19 protein-coding genes and 1 tRNA gene are annotated in these 18,845 nt (G+C 63.5%); 13 read left to right on the top strand and 7 right to left on the bottom strand.

Features of this window, described 5'->3' with window-relative positions:
• Positions 1 to 16: 16 nt before the first annotated feature.
• On the top strand, positions 17 to 1,948 hold the full coding sequence (gene recD / locus BVH73_RS02575) for an exodeoxyribonuclease V subunit alpha (RefSeq protein ID WP_245800391.1): 1,932 nt from the start codon (positions 17 to 19) through the stop codon (positions 1,946 to 1,948).
• 159 nt (positions 1,949 to 2,107) lie between these two features.
• Positions 2,108 to 2,671: a transcription elongation factor GreB gene (greB, locus tag BVH73_RS02570; RefSeq protein WP_079415820.1), complete on the top strand. Its 564-nt coding sequence runs from the start codon at positions 2,108 to 2,110 to the stop codon at positions 2,669 to 2,671.
• Positions 2,672 to 2,695: 24 nt separating this feature from the next.
• On the opposite strand, the gene BVH73_RS02565 is transcribed toward greB, so the two are convergent.
• The 4 genes from BVH73_RS02565 to BVH73_RS02550 are packed head-to-tail and all read right to left on the bottom strand — an operon-like array spanning position 2,696 to position 6,835.
• Entirely contained in the window at positions 2,696 to 5,086 is a 2,391-nt protein-coding gene (locus BVH73_RS02565) for a RelA/SpoT family protein (protein ID WP_079415818.1), read from the bottom strand.
• 9 nt (positions 5,087 to 5,095) lie between these two features.
• On the bottom strand, positions 5,096 to 5,299 hold the full coding sequence (gene rpoZ / locus BVH73_RS02560) for a DNA-directed RNA polymerase subunit omega (RefSeq protein ID WP_079415816.1): 204 nt from the start codon (positions 5,297 to 5,299) through the stop codon (positions 5,096 to 5,098).
• Positions 5,300 to 5,316: 17 nt separating this feature from the next.
• Positions 5,317 to 5,943 (bottom strand): guanylate kinase, encoded by a 627-nt coding sequence (gene gmk, locus BVH73_RS02555; RefSeq protein WP_079415814.1) that lies wholly within the window; start codon positions 5,941 to 5,943, stop codon positions 5,317 to 5,319.
• Positions 5,944 to 5,956: 13 nt separating this feature from the next.
• The gene (locus BVH73_RS02550; RefSeq protein WP_179947956.1) at positions 5,957 to 6,835 is read right to left on the bottom strand and encodes a YicC/YloC family endoribonuclease; all 879 of its coding nucleotides are present in this window, start codon (positions 6,833 to 6,835) and stop codon (positions 5,957 to 5,959) included.
• 82 nt (positions 6,836 to 6,917) lie between these two features.
• Between BVH73_RS02550 and BVH73_RS02545 the strand changes: the two genes are divergently transcribed.
• From BVH73_RS02545 to BVH73_RS16025, 7 genes are all read left to right on the top strand, one after another.
• Positions 6,918 to 7,997 (top strand): serine/threonine protein kinase, encoded by a 1,080-nt coding sequence (locus tag BVH73_RS02545; RefSeq protein ID WP_079415810.1) that lies wholly within the window; start codon positions 6,918 to 6,920, stop codon positions 7,995 to 7,997.
• Positions 7,994 to 8,917 carry a PP2C family protein-serine/threonine phosphatase gene (locus BVH73_RS02540; protein ID WP_079415808.1) on the top strand — a complete coding sequence of 308 codons (924 nt, stop codon included), beginning with the start codon at positions 7,994 to 7,996 and terminating at the stop codon, positions 8,915 to 8,917. Before BVH73_RS02545 ends, BVH73_RS02540 begins: the two co-directional genes overlap by 4 nt.
• Positions 8,918 to 8,934: 17 nt before the next feature.
• Positions 8,935 to 9,666, top strand: coding sequence for a ribonuclease PH (gene rph / locus BVH73_RS02535; protein WP_079415806.1), 732 nt, complete (start codon positions 8,935 to 8,937; stop codon positions 9,664 to 9,666).
• 2 nt (positions 9,667 to 9,668) lie between these two features.
• Positions 9,669 to 10,313 carry an RdgB/HAM1 family non-canonical purine NTP pyrophosphatase gene (rdgB, locus tag BVH73_RS02530; protein ID WP_079415804.1) on the top strand — a complete coding sequence of 215 codons (645 nt, stop codon included), beginning with the start codon at positions 9,669 to 9,671 and terminating at the stop codon, positions 10,311 to 10,313.
• A 13-nt stretch (positions 10,314 to 10,326) separates the two neighbouring features.
• Positions 10,327 to 11,595 (top strand): radical SAM family heme chaperone HemW, encoded by a 1,269-nt coding sequence (gene hemW / locus BVH73_RS02525; protein ID WP_425444128.1) that lies wholly within the window; start codon positions 10,327 to 10,329, stop codon positions 11,593 to 11,595.
• Positions 11,596 to 11,811: 216 nt separating this feature from the next.
• Positions 11,812 to 11,901: transfer RNA gene (locus tag BVH73_RS02520), tRNA-Ser, on the top strand.
• Between the two features lie 38 nt (positions 11,902 to 11,939).
• Complete coding sequence (locus tag BVH73_RS16025; RefSeq protein WP_079415802.1) at positions 11,940 to 12,806, top strand: hypothetical protein; 867 nt, start codon at positions 11,940 to 11,942, stop codon at positions 12,804 to 12,806.
• Between the two features lie 125 nt (positions 12,807 to 12,931).
• Here the strand turns inward: BVH73_RS16025 and BVH73_RS02510 are convergent, their stop codons facing one another.
• Positions 12,932 to 13,774 carry an SDR family oxidoreductase gene (locus tag BVH73_RS02510; RefSeq protein ID WP_079420249.1) on the bottom strand — a complete coding sequence of 281 codons (843 nt, stop codon included), beginning with the start codon at positions 13,772 to 13,774 and terminating at the stop codon, positions 12,932 to 12,934.
• Between the two features lie 96 nt (positions 13,775 to 13,870).
• On the opposite strand from BVH73_RS02510, the gene BVH73_RS02505 reads away from it, so the two are divergent.
• Positions 13,871 to 14,776 carry a LysR family transcriptional regulator gene (locus BVH73_RS02505; RefSeq protein ID WP_079415800.1) on the top strand — a complete coding sequence of 302 codons (906 nt, stop codon included), beginning with the start codon at positions 13,871 to 13,873 and terminating at the stop codon, positions 14,774 to 14,776.
• A 233-nt stretch (positions 14,777 to 15,009) separates the two neighbouring features.
• Positions 15,010 to 15,456 carry a PH domain-containing protein gene (locus BVH73_RS02500; protein ID WP_079415798.1) on the top strand — a complete coding sequence of 149 codons (447 nt, stop codon included), beginning with the start codon at positions 15,010 to 15,012 and terminating at the stop codon, positions 15,454 to 15,456.
• Between the two features lie 45 nt (positions 15,457 to 15,501).
• Here the strand turns inward: BVH73_RS02500 and BVH73_RS02495 are convergent, their stop codons facing one another.
• Complete coding sequence (locus tag BVH73_RS02495; RefSeq protein WP_079415796.1) at positions 15,502 to 16,395, bottom strand: SDR family oxidoreductase; 894 nt, start codon at positions 16,393 to 16,395, stop codon at positions 15,502 to 15,504.
• 134 nt (positions 16,396 to 16,529) lie between these two features.
• On the opposite strand from BVH73_RS02495, the gene BVH73_RS02490 reads away from it, so the two are divergent.
• Complete coding sequence (locus BVH73_RS02490; protein WP_245800390.1) at positions 16,530 to 17,048, top strand: TetR family transcriptional regulator; 519 nt, start codon at positions 16,530 to 16,532, stop codon at positions 17,046 to 17,048.
• 58 nt (positions 17,049 to 17,106) lie between these two features.
• Here the strand turns inward: BVH73_RS02490 and BVH73_RS02485 are convergent, their stop codons facing one another.
• Positions 17,107 to 17,616 (bottom strand): DsrE family protein, encoded by a 510-nt coding sequence (locus tag BVH73_RS02485; RefSeq protein WP_079415792.1) that lies wholly within the window; start codon positions 17,614 to 17,616, stop codon positions 17,107 to 17,109.
• Positions 17,617 to 18,217: 601 nt separating this feature from the next.
• Here BVH73_RS02485 and BVH73_RS02480 point away from each other — a divergent pair.
• A complete protein-coding gene (locus BVH73_RS02480; RefSeq protein WP_079415790.1) occupies positions 18,218 to 18,784 on the top strand; it encodes a serine O-acetyltransferase in 567 nt (188 codons plus the stop codon).
• Positions 18,785 to 18,845 lie beyond the last annotated feature (61 nt).

Raw genomic sequence — 18,845 nt, 5'->3', positions numbered from 1 at the left:
GCGAGTCCTGGCCGTATTGCACGATTGGACGGAGCAGGGCGTGCTGCGCCGTCTGGACGTGGCGCTGGCCCGCCTTCTCATCGACCTCTGCCCGCAGATGGCGCCGGAGTTGGTGGTGGCTGTGGCGGTGCTGGCCGATCTGGAAGGACGCGGCCATACCTGCGTGGTGCTCGACGAGTGGCCGCAGCACCTCGCGGCGTTGAAGGAGCGCGCGGCGCAGGCCGGTGCGGCGTCCGCCCTTCCGCCCGATCTGAGCTGGCCGGACGACATCGAGCCCATGCTGCGCGCCTGCCCGGCCGTCCATCTGGAGGGCGGGCACGATGCGGGTGCGCCACTGGTCGTCAGCGCCGGGCGGCTGTACCTGCGACGCTACTGGCGCGACGAGTGCGTCGTGGCCGAGCGGATTCACCAGCGCCTGCAGCATGGGGCCGAGGTCGATGTGCCCAAGGCTTCGGCCATGCTGGCGCGGCTGTTTCCCCCCGCGGCTGAGGCCGGGGTGGACTGGCAGAAGCTGGCCTGCGCGGTGGCGCTGCGCGGACGTTTCACCCTGCTCACCGGCGGCCCCGGTACGGGCAAGACGCACACGGCGGCACGGCTGCTGGCCTTGCTGTGGGCGAGTCGGCCGAGGGAAGATCAGGGCGCCGCCACGATGCGCGTGGCCCTGGCGGCCCCAACCGGCAAGGCGGCGGCCCGGCTCAAGCAGTCCATCGACCGTGAACTCGGCAGGCTCGTCGAGGTTGAGGGTGTGGCCGAACTCGTTCAGCGCCTGGGCCCGGCCCGCACGCTGCACAGCCTGCTCGGCGTTCGGCCCGACACGCGCCGGTTTGCGCGCAACGCGGCACGTCCGCTGGACGTCGATGTGCTGCTGATCGACGAGGCGTCCATGGTCCATCTGGAAATGATGGCGGCGGTCCTCGACGCCTTGCCGCCCACGTCGCGGCTCATTCTGCTGGGCGACAAGGATCAACTGGCGTCGGTGGAGGCGGGCGCCGTGCTCGGCGAACTGTGTACGGGCGCGGAGCAGGGACGCTACACGCCCGGGACGGCGCAGGTTTTGGAGACGCTCGTTGGCGATGTGGTGCCGGCGCGCTTCATCGATCCCGCTGGGCCGCCTTTGTCGCAGCAGGTCGTGATGCTGCGCAAGAGCCATCGATTCGGCGGCGCGATCGGCCAACTGGCCGAGGCCGTCCAGGCGGGCGATGCCGACCGGGCGCAGGCGTTGCTGCGGCAGACCGACGACCCGGCTGTGCGGCTGCTTAGCGTGGCGTCTTCGCTGGCGGCGCCTGCGGCGCAGATCGTGGCCGAGCTGGCGGTTCAGGGGCGCGCTGGCGCTGCGGGTTATGAGGCCTATGCCGCACTGCTGCAACACGGGCCAGTGGCCGGTGAGACGTGGACTGACTGGGCTGGCCGCGTGCTTCAGGCCTTCGACCGATGCCGCGTGCTGTGCGCCGTACGCGAAGGCCCCTGGGGTGTGAATGCCTTGAACGAGGCCATTGCCGCGCGGCTGGACGCGCTCGGCCTGTTGCGCTGCCGCGGCGCCTGGTATGCGGGCCGTGCGGTGTTGGTCACGCGCAATGATCACGATCTCGGGGTGCTCAATGGCGATGTCGGCATCGCCCTGCCTTCGGGCAAGGAGGGCCTGCGGGTGGTGTTCCAGCAAGGCCCCGCTCTGCGCCCAGTCAGCATCAGCCGCCTGGCCGACGTGCAGACGGCATTTGCCATGACGGTGCATCAGTCTCAGGGCTCGGAATTCGAGCACACCATCCTGGCGCTGCCCGAGCGCCACGCCGGGCTCAGCCGTGAGCTGATCTACACCGGCATCACCCGCGCGCGCCAGGCCTTCACGCTGACCTGCGCCGATGCGCAGATCCTGCGCCAGGGCATTCAGCGCGTCACGCGCCGCTCCAGCGGACTGCTCTCGCGCCTCGATACACTTGAGAGGGTGTGAACGAATCCGCCATGCCCGCTCCTCGCGCCCAAACACCCCTGCTCGGCGTTACAAATGCGCGCCGCGCCGATGGGCACGGCTGTGCTTTGCGCCTTGATCGGGTGCGTTTGGACGCGCTGCTCGGCCAAGCCGAATGCATTCACACCCCCTGACTGCCCCATGAACAAGGCCTTTGTCCGCGAAGACACCTCTGACGCCGACGACGAAGACGGCGGCGCCCAACTTCCCCCGCTGCCTCCGGGCGGCAAGAATTACCTCACGCCGGAGGGTTACGCCCGGCTGCGCGCCGAACTGAAAACCCTGGTCGAAGATGAGCGCCCGAAGGTGGTCGAGACCGTGTCGTGGGCGGCGAAGAACGGTGATCGCTCGGAGAACGGCGATTACATCTACGGCAAGAAGCGTCTGCGCGAGATCGATCGGCGCATCCGCTTTCTCACCAAGCGGCTGGACATTGCCGAAGTGGTCGATGCCCGCCTGCAGCACGGCAATGATCAGGTATTTTTCGGCGCCACCGTGCGCTATGCCGACGACAAGGGCACCGAGCACACCATCACCATCGTCGGCATCGACGAGACCGAGCCGCTGCAGGGCAGGATCAGCTGGATTTCTCCGGTGGCGCGCGCGCTGCTCAAGGCGCGCGAAGGCGACAGCGTGAGCCTGCCGACGCCCGCGGGTCTGGCGACTTTGGAGATTCTCGAGGTGTCCTATCCGCCGCGCGACTGAGGCCTGCGTCCGGCCTTGGGGCGCTCAGGCGGCACCTGAACCCTGACCCGCCGCGCGGTTTTTCGCCCGGCTGGCTCGCACCACGAACTGCAGACGGCGCAAGGCGCGCAGGACGTCGGCCAGATGCTTGCGATCGCGCACCTGCACGACGAAGCGCAGCTCGGTGGTGGCCTGCTGCGAGTCTTCGTCCATCGTGACGTGGGCGATGTCGCTGTCGTGTTCGCTGATCGCTGCAGCCACGCGGGCGAGCACGCCCTTGGTGTTCTGCACGATCACACTCAGGCCGGTCTCGAAGGGGCGTGTGCACTCGTCCGCCCAGCCCAGATCGATCCAGCGGTCCGGGTCTTTCTGGAACAGGCGGCGCGCGGTGTCGCAGTCCTGCTGATGCACGATCAGGCCTTCGCCCTTGCCCAGATAGCCAATGATCGGATCGCCAGGAATGGGGCGGCAGCAGGTGGCATAACGCACCGAAATGCCTTCGCTGCCGTCGAGCTGCAGGGTGGACTGGGGATCGCGCCCGGCGCGGCTGTCCAGACGCTCGATGGTGTCGAGCACCGGTGCCGCCAGCGCATCCTGCGGCGAGACGAGAGCCACCACGCGCTTGGCCAGAATGTCGGCCACGCGCTTGCCCAGCCCGATGTCGGCGAACAGATCGTCGCGCGACTTGAACCCGGTCCAACGCAGCAGCTTGTCCCAGACCGTGTCGTCGAGCGTGGCCAGGTCGAGGTGCTCGTGGCGCAGCGCGTTGTGTAACAGCCGACGTCCGAGTTCGATGGATTCGGCCTGCTGCGTGGTGCGCAGCGCATGGCGGATCTTGGAGCGCGCCCGCCCGGTGCGCACGAAGCTCAACCAGCTCGGGTTGGGGCGCGACGCCGGCGCGGTGATGATCTCGATCACATCGCCGCTGCGCAATTCGGTGCGCAGCGGCACCAAGGTGTTGTTCACCTTGGCCGCCACCGTCTGATCGCCCAGATTGGTGTGGATGGCATAGGCGAAGTCCACAGGCGTCGCTCCGCGCGGCAGCGCCAGAATGCGCGATTTGGGGGTGAATACATAAACCGCATCGGGCGCGAGGTCGACCTTGACGGTTTCGAGAAAATCGGCCCAGTCGCGGTTCTCGGTCTGGATGTCAAGCAGCGACTGCAGCCAGGCATTGTTCTGCGCCTGCTGAGGCGCGGGCTTGTCTTCCGGCGTTTTGTAGAGCCAGTGCGCAGCCACCCCGCTTTCGGCGATGCGGTGCATGGCCTCGGTGCGGATCTGAAACTCGATGGGGTTGCCGTTCGGCCCGATCAGCGTGGTGTGCAGAGACTGGTAGCCATTGGCCTTGGGAATGGAGATGTAGTCCTCGAACTTGCCCGGCATGGGCTTGTAAAGACTGTGGAGCACGCCCAGGGCACGATAGCAGTCGAGCACCTCGGTGACCAGCACGCGAAAGCCGAAGATGTCTTGGATATGCGCAAAGCTCAGATGCTTGCTGCGCATCTTGCGATAGATGGAATACAGCGTCTTCTCGCGGCCGAACAACTGCGAGGGCACATGTGCCTCGTTCAAGGCCGACTGCGCGGAGGCCAGGATTTTTTCCACCAGACCATGCCGATTGCCGCGCGCGGCCAACACCGCGCGAGACAGCACGGCGTAGCGGTTGGGGTGGCTGTTGGCGAAGCCGAGATCCTGGAGTTCGCGGTAGACGAGATTGAGCCCCAGACGATGCGCGATGGGCGCGTAGATGTCCATCGTCTCGCGTGAAATGCGCACCCGCTTGTTCGCTGCCATCGCGCCCAGGGTGCGCATGTTGTGCAGACGATCGGCGAGTTTGACGAGAATGACCCGGATGTCCCGGGCCATCGCCAGCAGCATCTTGCGAAAGCTCTCCGACTGGTTCTCTTCGCGGTTGGAGAACTGCAGCTTGTCGAGTTTGGTCAACCCGTCGACCAGATCGGCCACGGTGCTGCCGAAATGCTCGATGAGTTCGGCCTGGGTGATGCCCTTGTCTTCGGCGGTATCGTGCAGCAGCGCCGCCATGATGGCCTGAGTGTCGAGCTTCCAGTCGGCGCAAAGCTCGGCAACCGCCACGGGGTGGGAGATATAGGCCTCGCCGCTGGCACGGTACTGGCCCAGGTGGGCCGCATCGGCGAAGCGGTAGGCCTCGCGGATCTTCTGCAGGTCGGCATCGGGGAGATAGGCCTGCAGCTTGCCCAGAAGGCTCGCCAGGCTCACCGGGACATGCCGCGCTGCGGAACTCTCGTCGCTGGCCGACGGCACTGCCTGCTCCACCGGGGCGGGCTCGGGTTCAGCCGTGGCGTTCTTGGATCGTGCCCGCGGCCGCGTGAGGGCTGCAGCCTTGCCCGCAGCAGGCACAGACAACCCCGCAGCCGAGGATTTCGGACTGGTCGTGGCTGGGTGGCTGCTGGGCATCGTGAAAAATCAGGTGGGCACTCTTTTCAGCATCTCAACGCCCGTGAGTCCGGCGGCGATTTCGCGCAAGGCGGTGACGGCGGGCTTGTCTTTCGATTCGAGCTTGGGCGAATGACCCTGCTCCAGCATGCGGGCACGGTAAGTCGCGGCCAGAACCAGCTGGAAGCGGTTGGGGATTTTTTCCAGGCAGTCTTCAACGGTGATGCGAGCCATGATGTCAGAGTTCCAGTTCAGAGGATGCCGAGGGCACGAAAGACCTCGGGGTGGGAAAGGCGTTGCGCGGCATAGCGTAGCCGTTGGGCGGCCACGACCTGCCTGAGATCGCGCAAGGCGTGCGTAAAGTCTTGATTCACAATTATAAAGTCGAAGTTCCTCGCCTGCGCCAGCTCGACCCGGGCCTCAGTTAGCCGTTGTTCGATGACGTCGGGGGCGTCTTCGGCGCGGCGCGTGAGCCGATGGCGCAGTTCCTCGAACGAGGGCGGCAGGATGAAGATGCTCACCGCGTTGTCGAATTGCGCGCGAACCTGGGCGGCACCTTGCCAGTCGATTTCGAGCAGGACGTCGATGCCGTCGGCCATGCGGCTTTCCAGCCAGCGTTTGGAGGTGCCGTAGCGATTGCCGTGGACTTCGGCCCATTCGAGAAACTCGCCCGCGTCGATGCGGCGCTGAAACTCCGGGCCATCGATGAAGACATAGTGCACGCCGTCGACTTCGGCGCCACGCGGCGCACGCGTGGTGCACGACACCGAAAGCTGAATGCCCGAGTCTTCGGCCAACAAGGCATTGACGAGGCTGGACTTACCCGCCCCGCTGGGGGCGGCGACGACAAAGAGATTTCCGGGAAAATTGGTGGACACGTTCGAGCCTGGTTTATTCGATGTTCTGCACCTGCTCGCGCATCTGCTCGATCAGAACCTTGAGTTCGAGGGAGATTTCGCTGAGTTCGAGCGCGGCGGATTTGGAGCCCAGGGTATTGGCTTCCCGGTGCAGTTCCTGGATGAGGAAGTCCAGTCGCTTGCCGAGCTCGCCGCCCTGGGCGAGCAGCTCTCGCAGGGTTTGGAGGTGGGCCTGAAGACGGTCGAGTTCTTCGGCCACGTCGATGCGGAGGGCGAAGCTGGCGGCTTCCTGCAGCCGACGGTCATTGAGCGTCTCGGCGCTGGTTTCCACCCCGGTCAGTGCGCGCAGGGCTTCTTCCCAGCGTGCGGTGAAGCGGGCCTGTTGCCTCTCCACCGCGAGGGGCACGATGGCCCGGGCGCGGACCGCATGCTGGGCGATCTGTTCGATGCGATCGAGCAGCAAGGCGCGCAGCCGGTCGCCTTCCTGGGCACGCGCTGCGATCAGCGCAGCCAGAGCCTGATCGAGGGCCTGGCCGGCGATCAGGGCGATCTCGGCCGCGTCGGCATGGCCTTCCTGTGCTCCGCCGATGAAACGCAGCACCTCGCCCACCGAGAGCGGGGTGAGGTGGGGCGCCATGGCCCGCAGGGCGGCCTCGGCGGCCAGTAGCGGCGCGGCCGTGCCCGGATCGGGCAGCGCGGGGGCGCTTTGCGGCGCCTCGAACACCGCACGGCAGTCGACTTTGCCGCGACGCAGGGCCTGGGTGATGGATTGCCGCATCGCGGCTTCCGCCCCGCGCAGCTCTTCCGGAAGTCGGAAGGCGATATCGAGAAAACGACTGTTGACCGAGCGCAACTCGATATGGATCTTGGCTCCGGTCGAGAGTTGTGCACTATTTTGGCCGTAGCCAGTCATGCTATAAATTGGCTTCAATCGCATCCCCTTTGCGTGTATTTTTCCACACTCGTCTCGCCTGCAGACTGCTAGCCTTCGCTACATGGCCACCCCGCCCAAATCCAAGCCCGCCCCACTCGCTCCCGAAACACAGGTGGGCGGCTACCGCATTGTGCGCAAGGTGGCGAGCGGCGGCTTCGGCGTGGTGTACCTGGCGCTGAGCCCGGACGGGCAGAAAGTGGCCGTGAAGGAGTATCTGCCGGCCTCGCTGGTGGAGCGGGGGGCGGGCGAGTCGAGCCCGGTGGTGCCTCCCGACAAACTCGCGCTCTACCGCCTGGGCTTGAAGAGCTTTTTCGAAGAGGGCCGCTCCCTGGCCCAGATCTCGCATCCCAGCGTCGTCAGCGTGCTCAACTTCTTTCGCGAGAACGACACGGTGTATATGGTGATGAACTACCTGGAGGGCGCGTCGCTCCAGGAATTCGTCATCACCGCGCGCGAGCTCAAGCGCAAGAAGATCTTCCGTGAATCGACCATCCGCTCGTTGTTCGATGACATTCTGCAGGGCTTGCGCGTGGTGCATCAGCACAAGATGCTGCACCTCGACATCAAGCCGGCGAACGTGTTCATCACCGACGACAACAAGCCCATCCTGATCGATTTTGGCGCGGCGCGCGAAGTGCTCAATCAGCAGGACAAGCGCTTCCGCCCGATGTATACGCCGGGTTTCGCGGCGCCGGAGATGTACAAGCGAGAAGGTGCGTTCGGGCCGTGGACCGACATCTACGCCGTCGGCGCCTGTATCTACGCCTGCATGACGGGCTATCCCCCCTACGAGGCTCCGCAGCGCCTGGAGAAAGACCGGCTGCAGGCCCAACTCTCCAAGCTCCGTGGGGTGTATTCGGACAATCTGATCGAGATCGTCGAATGGTGCATGGCGCTGGATTCGATGGCCCGGCCCCAGAGCGTCTTCAATCTTCAGCGCGAGCTGGGCGCCGAGAATGCCCGCCGCTACACCAATCTGACCATGGGCGAGAAGCTCCGGCTGCACATCGACGAGTTGGTGAACGACACCAAATCGCAGGTCCAGAAAGTGCGTGACGTCACCCGCTTCGGAGCCCCGGTTCAGGCCGTGCAGAGTCCGGCGCCCGAGCCGGGCAAGCCGGCGAACAGGGGACGGAATTGAAGTTTTCGGTATATCAGGTCAGCCGCCGCGGTGGGCGTGCGTCCAACCAGGATCGCATGGGCTATTGCTATACGCGGGAAAGCGCGTTGTTTGCCCTGGCCGACGGCCTCGGTGGGCACCCGCGCGGCGATGTGGCCGCGCAGATGGCGCTGCAGACCATTGCTAATCTCTTTCAGCAAGAGGCCAGACCGCGCTTGCGCGATCCGCAGGAGTTTTTGCGCCGCTCGATCTTCCGCGCCCATGAGCAGATCCAGCGCTATGCCCAGGAGAACAAGCTGACCGATTCGCCCCGCACCACCGTGGTGGTTTGCGTGCTGCAGAACGGCGCTGCGCACTGGGCGCACGTGGGCGATTCTCGGTTGTATTTCATGCGCAATGGCGCCATGTTGACGCGCACGCGCGATCACTCGCACATCGAGCAGAAGCACAGAAAAGATCAGGCCGATGGCCTCTCGCTGCTGCAGCCCGACGGCCCGACCCGCAATATGCTGTTCACCTGCCTGGGGTCGGGGCAGTTGCCCATGATCGAGGTCGGCTTGCCGCAGGCCATGCGGCGGGGCGACATTGTGCTGCTGTGTTCCGATGGGCTCTGGGGACAGATTCCCGAATCGGTTCTGGTACGGCAGTTCGGCCAGCAGGTGCTCTCGGACGCGGTACCCGAGGTGGTCGAAATGGCGCTGCGACAAGGCGGTGCCGACTCCGACAACGTCACGGCGTTGGGTGTCGAATGGGAGGCCGATCCGGAAGAGCTGGAAACCTCCCTGCGCATCGAAACCGAGACTATGCAGAAGGGCGGCTTCAAGTCCACCATCCAGAGCGATCTGGGCGATCTGCAGGTCGACGAAATGAACGACGCCGACATCGAGCGCTCGATTGCTGAAATCAACGCCGCCATCCGACAGGGTGCGGCGCGTAAATAACGCTTCTCATTTTCTCCATGCAAAACACTCATCCTGCGCGAGAAGGTCGCGGGCATTCGGCGCTGCGTGCCATTGCCATCGAACGTCATTTCACCCGTCATGCGGAAGGGTCCGTCCTCGTGGCCTTTGGTCATACCCGCGTGCTCTGCACCGCTTCGGTCGAAGAGCGCGTGCCGCCGCACAAGCGGGGGAGCGGGCAGGGCTGGGTCACGGCGGAATATGGCATGCTGCCCCGGGCGACGCACACGCGAGGCGAGCGCGAAGCCAAGCGGGGCAAACAACAGGGCCGGACCGAAGAGATCCAGCGCCTCATCGGCCGGTCGTTGCGCGCCGTGTTCGATTTTTCTGCTCTGGGCGAACGGCAGATCACGCTCGACTGCGATGTGTTGCAGGCCGATGGCGGCACGCGCACCGCGGCCATCACGGGTGCCGCCGTGGCCGCGTGGGATGCCTGTCAATGGCTCATGGCGCAGGGCCGCATCCAGCACAATCCGATGCGCCAGCTGGTCGCTGCGGTGTCGGTGGGTCTGCTGGGCGACGACTACCGTCTCGATCTCGACTACGCCGAGGACAGTCAGTGCGATACCGATATGAACGTGGTGGGCACGGCCGACGGGGCCTTGATCGAGGTGCAGGGCACGGCTGAGGGCACGCCGTTCTCGCGGCAGCAGCTCGACGGCATGATCGATCTGGCGCAGCGCGGCATTGCCGAACTCGTTGCGCTGCAACGGCAGGCCCTGGAGATTTGAGGGTGGCCGCCTCGACGCCCGGAACCTGGCAGATCGTGCTTGCGTCCGGCAATCCGGGCAAGCTCGCCGAGCTCTCGGCCTTGTTGGCGCCGTTGGGTTGCCATGTGCAGGCTCAGGGCGAATTCCAACTTGCCGAAGCCGAGGAGCCGCATCCGACCTTTGTCGAGAATGCGCTGGCCAAGGCGCGCCACGCCAGTTTCCACACGGGCCTTCCCGCACTGGCGGACGATTCGGGCCTGTGCGTGGAGGCGCTCGGTGGACTGCCGGGCGTGCGCTCGGCCCGCTTCGCGCCGCAGACCGAGGGGCCGCGTGCCGCGCAGGACGCCGCCAACAACCGTTTGCTGCTGCAGCAGATGGAGGGCCAGACGCAGCGCCTTGCGCGCTTTGTCAGCATCGTGGTGGCGCTGCGCCATGCGGCCGATCCCGAGCCGCTCATCGTTCGCGGCGAACTGATCGGGCAGATCGCCCATGCGGCGCAAGGGCAGGGCGGCTTCGGCTACGACCCCCTGTTCGTTCTGGCGGATGGCCGCACCCTGGCGCAATGTGACGCGCAGGAGAAGAATCGCATCAGTCACCGCGGCCAGGCCTTGCACACCCTGTTGCCCCTTCTGCGCACGCATTGGGGCTGGATGGCGTCTTCGACCTGACGCTGCAGTCTTGGTGAAGCCGAAACACATTCCAATCGTCGAAGCGGGGGCGGCGTCCGTTGCGCCCGGCGATGCGGCACCTCAGCGTGCGGCGCAATCCCTGCCGCACTACATGCGACCCGGCACCCTGCAGTTCCAGTCGCTGCCGCCCCTCAGCCTTTATGTGCACCTGCCGTGGTGTCTCAAGAAGTGCCCGTATTGCGACTTCAATTCGCATGAGTGGCGGGCGGGTGGGGCGATTCCCGAACAGGCCTACCTTGCGGCCCTCCGTGCCGATCTCGATGCGGCGCTGCCTCTGGTGTGGGGGCGCCGCGTCATCTCCGTCTTCATCGGGGGCGGCACGCCCAGTCTGTTCTCGCCCGAGGCCATCGACCAATTGATCACCGATGTGCGCGCCCGGTTGCCCCTCGTCGCCGATGCCGAAATCACGCTGGAGGCCAATCCGGGCACCTTCGAGCAGGACCGGTTCGCGGCGTTCGCACAGGCGGGCGTCAACCGCCTGTCCATCGGCGTGCAGAGTTTCAACGATGACCGCCTGCGTGCGCTTGGCCGCGTGCACGATGCGCGTCAGGCGCACGACGCGGTGGCCGAGGCCGCGCGTCACTTCGCAAGCTTCAATCTCGATCTGATGTTCGCTCTGCCTCAGCAGGACATGGCGGGCTGCAAGGCCGATGTGATCGAGGCCCTCGCACATCAGCCGCCGCATCTCTCGCTCTATCAGCTCACGCTCGAGCCCAACACCCTTTTCGCCCGCCAGCCACCGCCTCTGCCCGACGACGACCTCGGCGCCGATATGCAGCATGCCGTGGCGGATCTGGCCGAAGCAGCGGGGTTGCAGCGTTATGAAGTGTCTGCCTACGCCGCGGCCGGGCACTCCTGCCGCCACAACCTCAACTACTGGCAATTTGGCGACTATCTTGGCATCGGCGCCGGCGCCCATTCCAAGATCACCTTTGCGCATCGCATCGTGCGCCAGACGCGTTGGCGCCATCCACAGCGCTACAGCGAACAGGCCGAACGCGCCAGCGCGGTCGAAACCGAAGTCGAGGTGGCGCGCCGCGATCTGCCGTTCGAGTTCATGCTCAATGCCCTGCGACTGCGAGAAGGCGTACCCGCAGAACTGTTTACGGAGCGAACCGGGCTGCCTCCGTCAACCATTCATCAAGCGTTGCAGGCCGCGCAAAGCCAGCGTCTGATGGTCGAACCGGACACCCGCCTGCAGACCACCCCGCTGGGTTTCAACATGCTGAACAACGTGCTCGAGTTATTCCTGCCCGAATGAGCGCCCTCCGCTCGTGGCTAGAATGCTGCCCCTGGCTTCATCGTTGAGCCAAAGCATGGGGAAGCGTGGCAGAGTGGTCGATTGCACCGGTCTTGAAAACTTGCGTTCCGACCATACGCGGGCAACGGAAAGTACATTAAAAACAACGTGTTGCAAAGACTCTCCCGGCAGTAGCTTTAGCGCCGTTTAGCAGATTCTTAGCACATCACAGAATTAGGTGGGTTGGCAGAGCGGTTGAATGCACTAGTCTTGAAAACTAGCAAGGATGTAAGTCCTTCCAGGGTTCGAATCCCTGACCCACCGCCATCACAACAAGAAATCAAGCCCGCTGGTTGGAATCGCCGATGTTCAATCTCTTGATGTTCAACGCCGATTGGCCGTCAGGCAGGCTCACCGTTCCAATGGGGCGGATGTTCGAATACACAGATGACCACATTACCGAGCAGTTCCGGGAAGGTGGCAATCCTCTGCTTGATCGACTCACCGCTCTACCGTGCCTGTTCTGCGAAGAAGGCACCACCACAGAAACCGCCTATGTCGGCCAGATCAACCGGGCGCGTATCGTCGGCAGGGATGTGTCCCTAGAGATCAGCATCGACACGGAAGTGCCTCCGCTGCAAAACAGCATGCTCTACGCGAACTGTGCAGAGCTGCACATGCCCCATGACTTCGAGTTTTCGAGGAACCATTGGGCAGTGAAGGACGTGGATCTTTATCGGTTCCTGCTGCGAAACGTGCGACCCTGCAGGCAGCGCCCGTCCGTCTTCCAAATCCCTGAACACGAGAACATTGAGCCTACGCTGGCGTCAGCCATGATGCCGTTCGATGCGGGGTTCAATGCCGTGTATGAGGCCATTCAGCAAGCCTCAAGCAATGCGGGTCTTCGTTGTAGGCGAGCCGACGACATCTGGGAGAACGCCGCGATCATTCAGGATGTGGTTGCACTGATCGACCGCTCCAGAATCGTGATCTGCGACTGCTCGGGCCGGAATCCGAACGTGTTCTACGAGGCTGGCATTGCCCATACGCTGGGGCGTGAGGTGATTCTCATCACGCAGAGCGAGCACGATATTCCGTTCGACCTTCGACACCTGCGCTATATCCTCTATCACAGCAACGGCGAAGGGCGTGCCGCGCTGACGGAAGCGCTACAGGCAAGGATGCAGACGCTGCTGGGCACTGATAACCGGGACGCCCGCAAATCGGGCTAACCCCGCACCACGGCACACGAACCCGCAGCCCATCCACTTAAGCAATCGCTGCCGCGTGTTCAAAGGAACCGAGCCACCTCTATGGCCCGAGACCCGTTGCTCCACATGGCGACGGAACTCGCGTTTCAGAGAGTTCGTTGCAAATCCCGATCTGCGGAGAATGCCACAGCGCGCTGGGCTTGGATGGCGGCCAGGCGTTGCGACAGCGCTTGCGAAATCGAATTGTAGGCGGTGCTTCCCAGGGCGAGCCGCAACGCAGGTTTTGCTTCATCCGCGGCCGCGATCATAGCAGCGGCGGTTCGTCCCGCGTCCCCCTTGAGAACGAAGCTTCCACTGCTCACGGCGCGTCGAACTTCCCCAGCCGGCGTGTCGTCATACGCGGTCATCGGATCGGCGTGGACCAACCCGGCTCCAAAATTGGTCGCGGTCGGTCCGGGTTCGGCAATGATGAAATCGATTCCGAATGACGCAACCTCTTGAGCTACCGCCTCGATGAAGCCCTCGATTCCCCATTTGGTGGCATGGTATAGACTGAAATTGGGGTAAGCGATCTGGCCGCCCTCGGACGAAACCTGAACGATCCGCCCGCCGCCCTGGCGGCGCAGATGCGGTAAGACTGCGCGAATGAGTTGGATAGAGCCGGTGAGATTGGTCGCGATCTGCCGGTCGATCTGGCCGTCGGTCACTTCCTCGGCCGCGCCGACGAGGCCGTAGCCAGCGTTGCTTACGATGACGTCGATCCTGCTCGCGCTCTGGAAAGCGTGATCAACAGCCGCCCGAATGCTGCTTGTATCGATGAGGTCCAGCGTCGCCACCGCGAGCCTGTTGCCATACTGGCGCTGCAGATCGACCAAAGCATCCGGGCGACGCACCGCTCCGATGACCCGGTTACCGCGCGCCAGCACTTGTTCTGTCATTTGGTAGCCGAGTCCGGAGGATGCTCCGGTGATGAACCATGTCTTGCTCATGAATATACCTTTCGTTGCGAGAACAGGAAGGTAGCGCAGGACGATTGGTGATATAAGATAGCCAATATGGGATGATATCGTGTAAGCCATTCACCAATGTCAAAGCCGACCCTCAACGACGTCGAAGCATTCGCCGCCATTGCCCATCACCGCAGCTTTCGGAAAGCTGGCGATGCGCTGGGGGTGTCGCGATCGGCTCTCAGCCATGCCATGATCGGGCTGGAACGGACTCTGGGTGTCAGGCTGCTCAACCGCACGACCCGAAGCGTCTCGCCCACCGAGGCCGGCACGCGCCTGCTGGAACGCATGATCCCGGTTCTACGGGATTTCGATATGGCGCTGGATGGCCTTGCCGATGAACGCGGCGAGGCCGGTGGGCGATTGCGGATCAATGCCAACAAAAGCGGCGCGCAGTTTCTACTGTCTCAGGTCGTTCCGCGCTTTATGACGCAGCATCCGAAGGTGGAACTTGATCTTGTATCCGAAGGTCGCCTTATCGATATCGTGGAAGCAGGTTTCGATGCAGGGGTCCGGCTCGCCGAAGCCGTGCCGCAGGACATGATCGCCGTGCCAGTCGGGGGCAGTGTCCGCTTCCTCGCGCTCGCTTCGCCAGCCTATTTGGCCGGTCGGGGAACCCTGACCACGCCTGACGACCTTCGCCAGCATGTCTGTATCCGTCAGCGGCTGCCGAGCGGAAAGCGCTACCGCTGGGAATTCAGCCGATGTGGAGAGGAATCGTCGGTAGATGTACCCGGTTTACTGACGCTGGATGATAACGAGCTGATGACTCAAGCCGCGTCCAATGGGCTCGGCATCGCATATGTCCCCGAGATTTTCGGACGCGACCTGCTGGCATCAGGTCGGCTTGTGACCGTATTGGAGGACTGGTGTCCACCACTGCCCGGTCTGATGCTCTACTATCCAGGCCATCGTCACGTTCCGTCCGCACTGCGCGCGTTTATCGATATATTGAGAGAAGCCAACCGCCAAATTGGACTTTGATTTACGAACGGTTTGCAGATGGATACGTGAGGGCGGCGTTAGAGGGTTATAGCGTAGACGTAGTGCTCATCTTCATCGGGCGTGGCCCGCCAATGAAAATGCACGCCTTGAACGGGCCTCTCGACGACGAGCGATGAGAGGTCGAGCCTGGGCCCATGGCCTCTGGACCTGCCCCCGGCGTGGCGAATTGAGGTCATTCCAGTCCGCGAGCCCGTCTCCACCTGAGGACATGGATGAGTTACATCGATCGAAACCTGCTGACCAACGAACAGCTGCTGCACCGGGCTTACCTCAGCCGCACCGTGTTCATTGCGCCCACGGTGCTGGTGCTTGCGGGGCTTGCGACTTTTGTTTTCGGTGGCGGTGTCGCGCTGGCGGGGGTTGCGGTGCTTTTGGTCGGGTTGTATGGCGGGATCAAAGCCTTGATCCGCTACACGACCTCCGAGTTCGGGGTGACGAACAAGCGCGTCATCATGAAGGTCGGACTGGTCCGGCGCACCTCGGTGGAAATTGTGCTGAACAAGGTGGAGAGCATCAGCGTGGACCAGGGCCTTGTGGGGCGCGTGTTCAACTTCGGATCGGTGTCCGTGATCGGCACCGGCGGCACGCATGACCCCTTCCATCGCATCGCGGCGCCCATGCAGTTTCGGCGAGCTGTGCAGGAACAACTGGCGGGATAGGCCGCGTGGGCGAGGGGGCCGGGGGCCGATGCCAGCCCCCAAAGCTCAATGCCCGGGGTAGTGTCCCGCGGCGATGTCTTCCATCAGCGTGGGATGGCTGGGTGCCCAGCCGAGCCGGTCGCGGGTGATCGCATTGGAGGCAGGAGCATCCATGCCGAAGAACATGCCGATCCAGTCGAAGTGCGCCTTGGCTTGATTCGTGGGAATGCTGGCCACGGGAAGATGGTGGTAGTGGCCAAGAGCCTGAGCGATGTCGCGCGTGGCAAGGCTTTCTTCGGCGACGGCGTGCCATACCGAGCCGGCTGGCGCCTTGTCGACCGCCAACTGGACCAGCTTGGCGGCATCCAGTCGATGCACGGCCGCCCATCGGTTCAGACCTTCGCCCAAATAGGCCGAGATGCCGCCCTCCCGTGCGATGCGCGACAGCACCGCCATAAACCCATGGTCCCCACCGGCACCGTGCACGGTCGGAGCGAACCGCACGACCATGCTGCGCACGCCGCGAGAGGCCAGGTCCAGGGTATAGGCCGCGTTGCGCAGGCGGGGGTGAAGCGCGGGATCGGGGCGGTCCAGCTCGGTGCCGGGTCGGCCAGCGGCCAGTCCCAGCGTGCCCGAGGCGATCAGCAAAGGGCCGCCTGTGCCGACCAGCCCTTCGGCGAAGACTTCGATCGCGGCACGATCGGTCTGTGCGGCCGCTTCCATACGCGAGAAGTCGTGGACGTAGCCCAGGTGCACGACCCCTTCGACGCGCGCCGTGATGCGGCGCAGTCCCTCCAAATCTTCCAATGAACCGCGGACGGGCTCGGCGCCCAGCCCGTCGATGGTCGCGGCCGCGGCGTCAGATCGGGCCAGGCCCAGCACGTCGTGCCCGGCCGACAGAAGTTCGGACACGCTGGCGGAGCCGATCCAGCCAGATGCTCCGGTGACAAGAATGCGCATGACAGTCCTTTCAGTGAGTGTTGACACAGTGTGACATCAGTATAGCCCTATCATGTCACGTTGTGACAACACTTTGAAAGACCCTGATGGGACGCTGGGAACCGGATGCCGTGGGCCGACTGCGCACAGCCGCGTTGGAGCTTTTTGTCGAACGTGGGTACGAGCAGACCACGGTGGCGGATATCGCGGAGCGGGCCGGACTGACGGCCCGCACCTTTTTTCGGTACTTTCCCGACAAGCGTGAAGTCCTGTTCCAGGGCGTCGAGCGGCTGGAGCAAACCATGGTCGACGCGCTCCTTCAGACACCCGACGAGGCTTCTGCCATGACGGCGGTTGGCACTGCGATGGGCGCGGCCGACGGGTATTTTGGCGATATTCAGGCGTTTGCCCGCCGCCGTCGCGACGTCATTGCCATGAACGCCGAGTTGCGCGAGCGCGAGTTGATCAAACTCGCCAGACTCTCGGCCGCATTGGCGGAGGCCTTGGCGCAGCGGGGCGTCGATGCGGTCGAGGCGCGGCTGGCGGCAGAGACCGGCATGGCCGTGTTCCGGCTCGCTTTTGAGCTCTGGCTTGCAGATGACGAGCATCGACGGTTTGGTGCAATCGCCGCAGATCTGCTGCGCCGCCTGGCTCGCTTGGCGCCCGCCACCTGAGCGCCCGTCAGTGGTCATGCGCCCGCGTCGCGAAGACGCCGGGCGTGTCCCCGGTTGCTCAGGGCTTGATGTAGGCGAAGCCCGCGTGCTCAAGTTGCATGATGCGCACCACACCCGCAGGAACGATGACGGCCTGTGGCACGAGTTCAGGCAGATGGCCGAGCTTCTTGGCCATGCCCATCATCGTGTTGTGGCAGGCATCGAACTCGATGCCTTCGGCGTCCTGCGACGCAATGCGATCGGCCACGGGGCTGTCTTTGAGCAACATGCGCAGACCTGGACCGTAGGTCACGATGACGATCTGTACCTTCTCCTGACCCAGGTCATTGAGCACATTCTGCGCATTGTTCAGCGCCAGATTCCAGACATAGGGGTCATCCTGGCTGACCTGGATGACCATCTTGTACTGCGCAAAAGGCTGCTGATGAATGAATGTCGGGGTCTCGAACTTGAAGCTCTCGAGCATGGACGGGTTGGCGGCCTGGGCCAGGCTTGCCGCGCCGATCATGCTGGCTGCGATGGCGATTTGGGCCAGTCTTCGGACGGGCGTGAAAACGGGGTACGACATGTCTCTCTCTCCTCTGGGTGTCAATCGGCACGATCGGGAATGTCGCGCTCGATAGTCTTTTTTTTGCGCACTGTACGTGCGACTTGCCAGGAGGATGAATCGAATTTTGTGTGAAGGATATTGGTGTTTTGGATGAATCGGCTCAAGACTGGGCCCGGTCAAGCAAGGGAGCGCGGAGGTGCACTCTTGCAGTAGCCAGTCCTCGAACACCCGCACGGCCCGCGTCATGGGGTGAGTCTTCAATCGGCTCAGTCAGCGGTCTCCTGCATGGACCTCGGTGGCGAAGGGCCTGACCGCCTCACACAGGCCATTCTGTCAGCGGTCGCCCTGGCCATGCACGGATCATCCTGGGAGCGGTTCGGCTCGTTTCCGCAACGATGCCTTCGTGGAGAAGCCACCCGATCCGGTGGCTTTTTCTTTTTGGTCAATAACTTACGATGGCTGTTGAATCTTGAGGCTGTGCGTGGCGTTGCCATGTCAGCCGCGCCAAAACGCCACGAACCTGCTCCAGAGTGCGTCCCCATGGAGGCCGTGCCCAACTGGGTGCAACAACGGGGTGCAAGAATAGACGGCGCAGGCCCAAACATCTGGAGAGCACAGCTTGATCCAATCGTATGCAGACTACCGAATGTATCTGGAGGCCGACCGTATTGCGCTCGGGGCGGAATCCCGCTGGGCGCCGTGGCGAGACGAGATTTTTCGGTTCCAGCGTCTGTTGAGAAAAGTCGAATTTCTCACGAACTGCAGAAAAAATTCGCTTCGTCGGCGTTTCGCCGCCTATCGTTTTCGTAGACTTTCGATCAAGTTGGGTTTTTCGATTCCCATCAATGTTTTTGGCCCTGGGCTTGCGATTCTTCACTACGGCACCATCGTGGTGAATTCCGGCGCCAGAATCGGATCCAACTGCAGAATTCATACCGGCGTCAATATTGGCGCCCAGCTCGGTAGCGGAGGGGCGGTACCTAAAATCGGGAATAATTGCTATATCGCGCCCGGCGCCAAGTTGTTCGGGGCGATTGAAATTGGTGACAATACAGCCATCGGCGCCAATGCGGTGGTCAACAAGAGTTTTCCCGGCGGCAATGTAACGCTTGGTGGAATACCTGCCAAGATTATTTCAGAGAAATCGACCGAAGGTCTTTTCACGCATGGTGATAAGCGGTTCTGAGCGGTTTTATGGGCATATCGGAAGATCCTTAAGGCGTTTCAATCTTTCGCCCATAGGGATG

The sequence above is a fragment of the Thiomonas intermedia genome, assembly GCF_002028405.1.
GTDB classification, from domain to species: Bacteria; Pseudomonadota; Gammaproteobacteria; order Burkholderiales; family Burkholderiaceae_C; genus Thiomonas; species Thiomonas intermedia.
Note: the sequence above shows the minus strand (reverse complement) of the source record. Positions and strands in the feature narration are given on the sequence as shown.

Bases quoted from the DNA above. Each gene is read 5' to 3' on its own strand.
- BVH73_RS02500 (WP_079415798.1), top strand. From the start codon at position 15,010: ATGAGTTACATCGATCGAAACCTGCTGACCAACGAACAGCTGCTGCAC.
- BVH73_RS02550 (WP_179947956.1), bottom strand. From the start codon at position 6,835: ATGACTGGCTACGGCCAAAATAGTGCACAACTCTCGACCGGAGCCAAG.
- BVH73_RS16025 (WP_079415802.1), top strand. From the start codon at position 11,940: ATGTTCAATCTCTTGATGTTCAACGCCGATTGGCCGTCAGGCAGGCTC.
- greB (WP_079415820.1), top strand. From the start codon at position 2,108: ATGAACAAGGCCTTTGTCCGCGAAGACACCTCTGACGCCGACGACGAA.
- BVH73_RS02505 (WP_079415800.1), top strand. From the start codon at position 13,871: ATGTCAAAGCCGACCCTCAACGACGTCGAAGCATTCGCCGCCATTGCC.
- rph (WP_079415806.1), top strand. From the start codon at position 8,935: ATGCAAAACACTCATCCTGCGCGAGAAGGTCGCGGGCATTCGGCGCTG.
- BVH73_RS02495 (WP_079415796.1), bottom strand. From the start codon at position 16,395: ATGCGCATTCTTGTCACCGGAGCATCTGGCTGGATCGGCTCCGCCAGC.
- rpoZ (WP_079415816.1), bottom strand. From the start codon at position 5,299: ATGGCTCGCATCACCGTTGAAGACTGCCTGGAAAAAATCCCCAACCGC.
- BVH73_RS02565 (WP_079415818.1), bottom strand. From the start codon at position 5,086: ATGCCCAGCAGCCACCCAGCCACGACCAGTCCGAAATCCTCGGCTGCG.
- BVH73_RS02510 (WP_079420249.1), bottom strand. From the start codon at position 13,774: ATGAGCAAGACATGGTTCATCACCGGAGCATCCTCCGGACTCGGCTAC.
- BVH73_RS02545 (WP_079415810.1), top strand. From the start codon at position 6,918: ATGGCCACCCCGCCCAAATCCAAGCCCGCCCCACTCGCTCCCGAAACA.
- BVH73_RS02485 (WP_079415792.1), bottom strand. From the start codon at position 17,616: ATGTCGTACCCCGTTTTCACGCCCGTCCGAAGACTGGCCCAAATCGCC.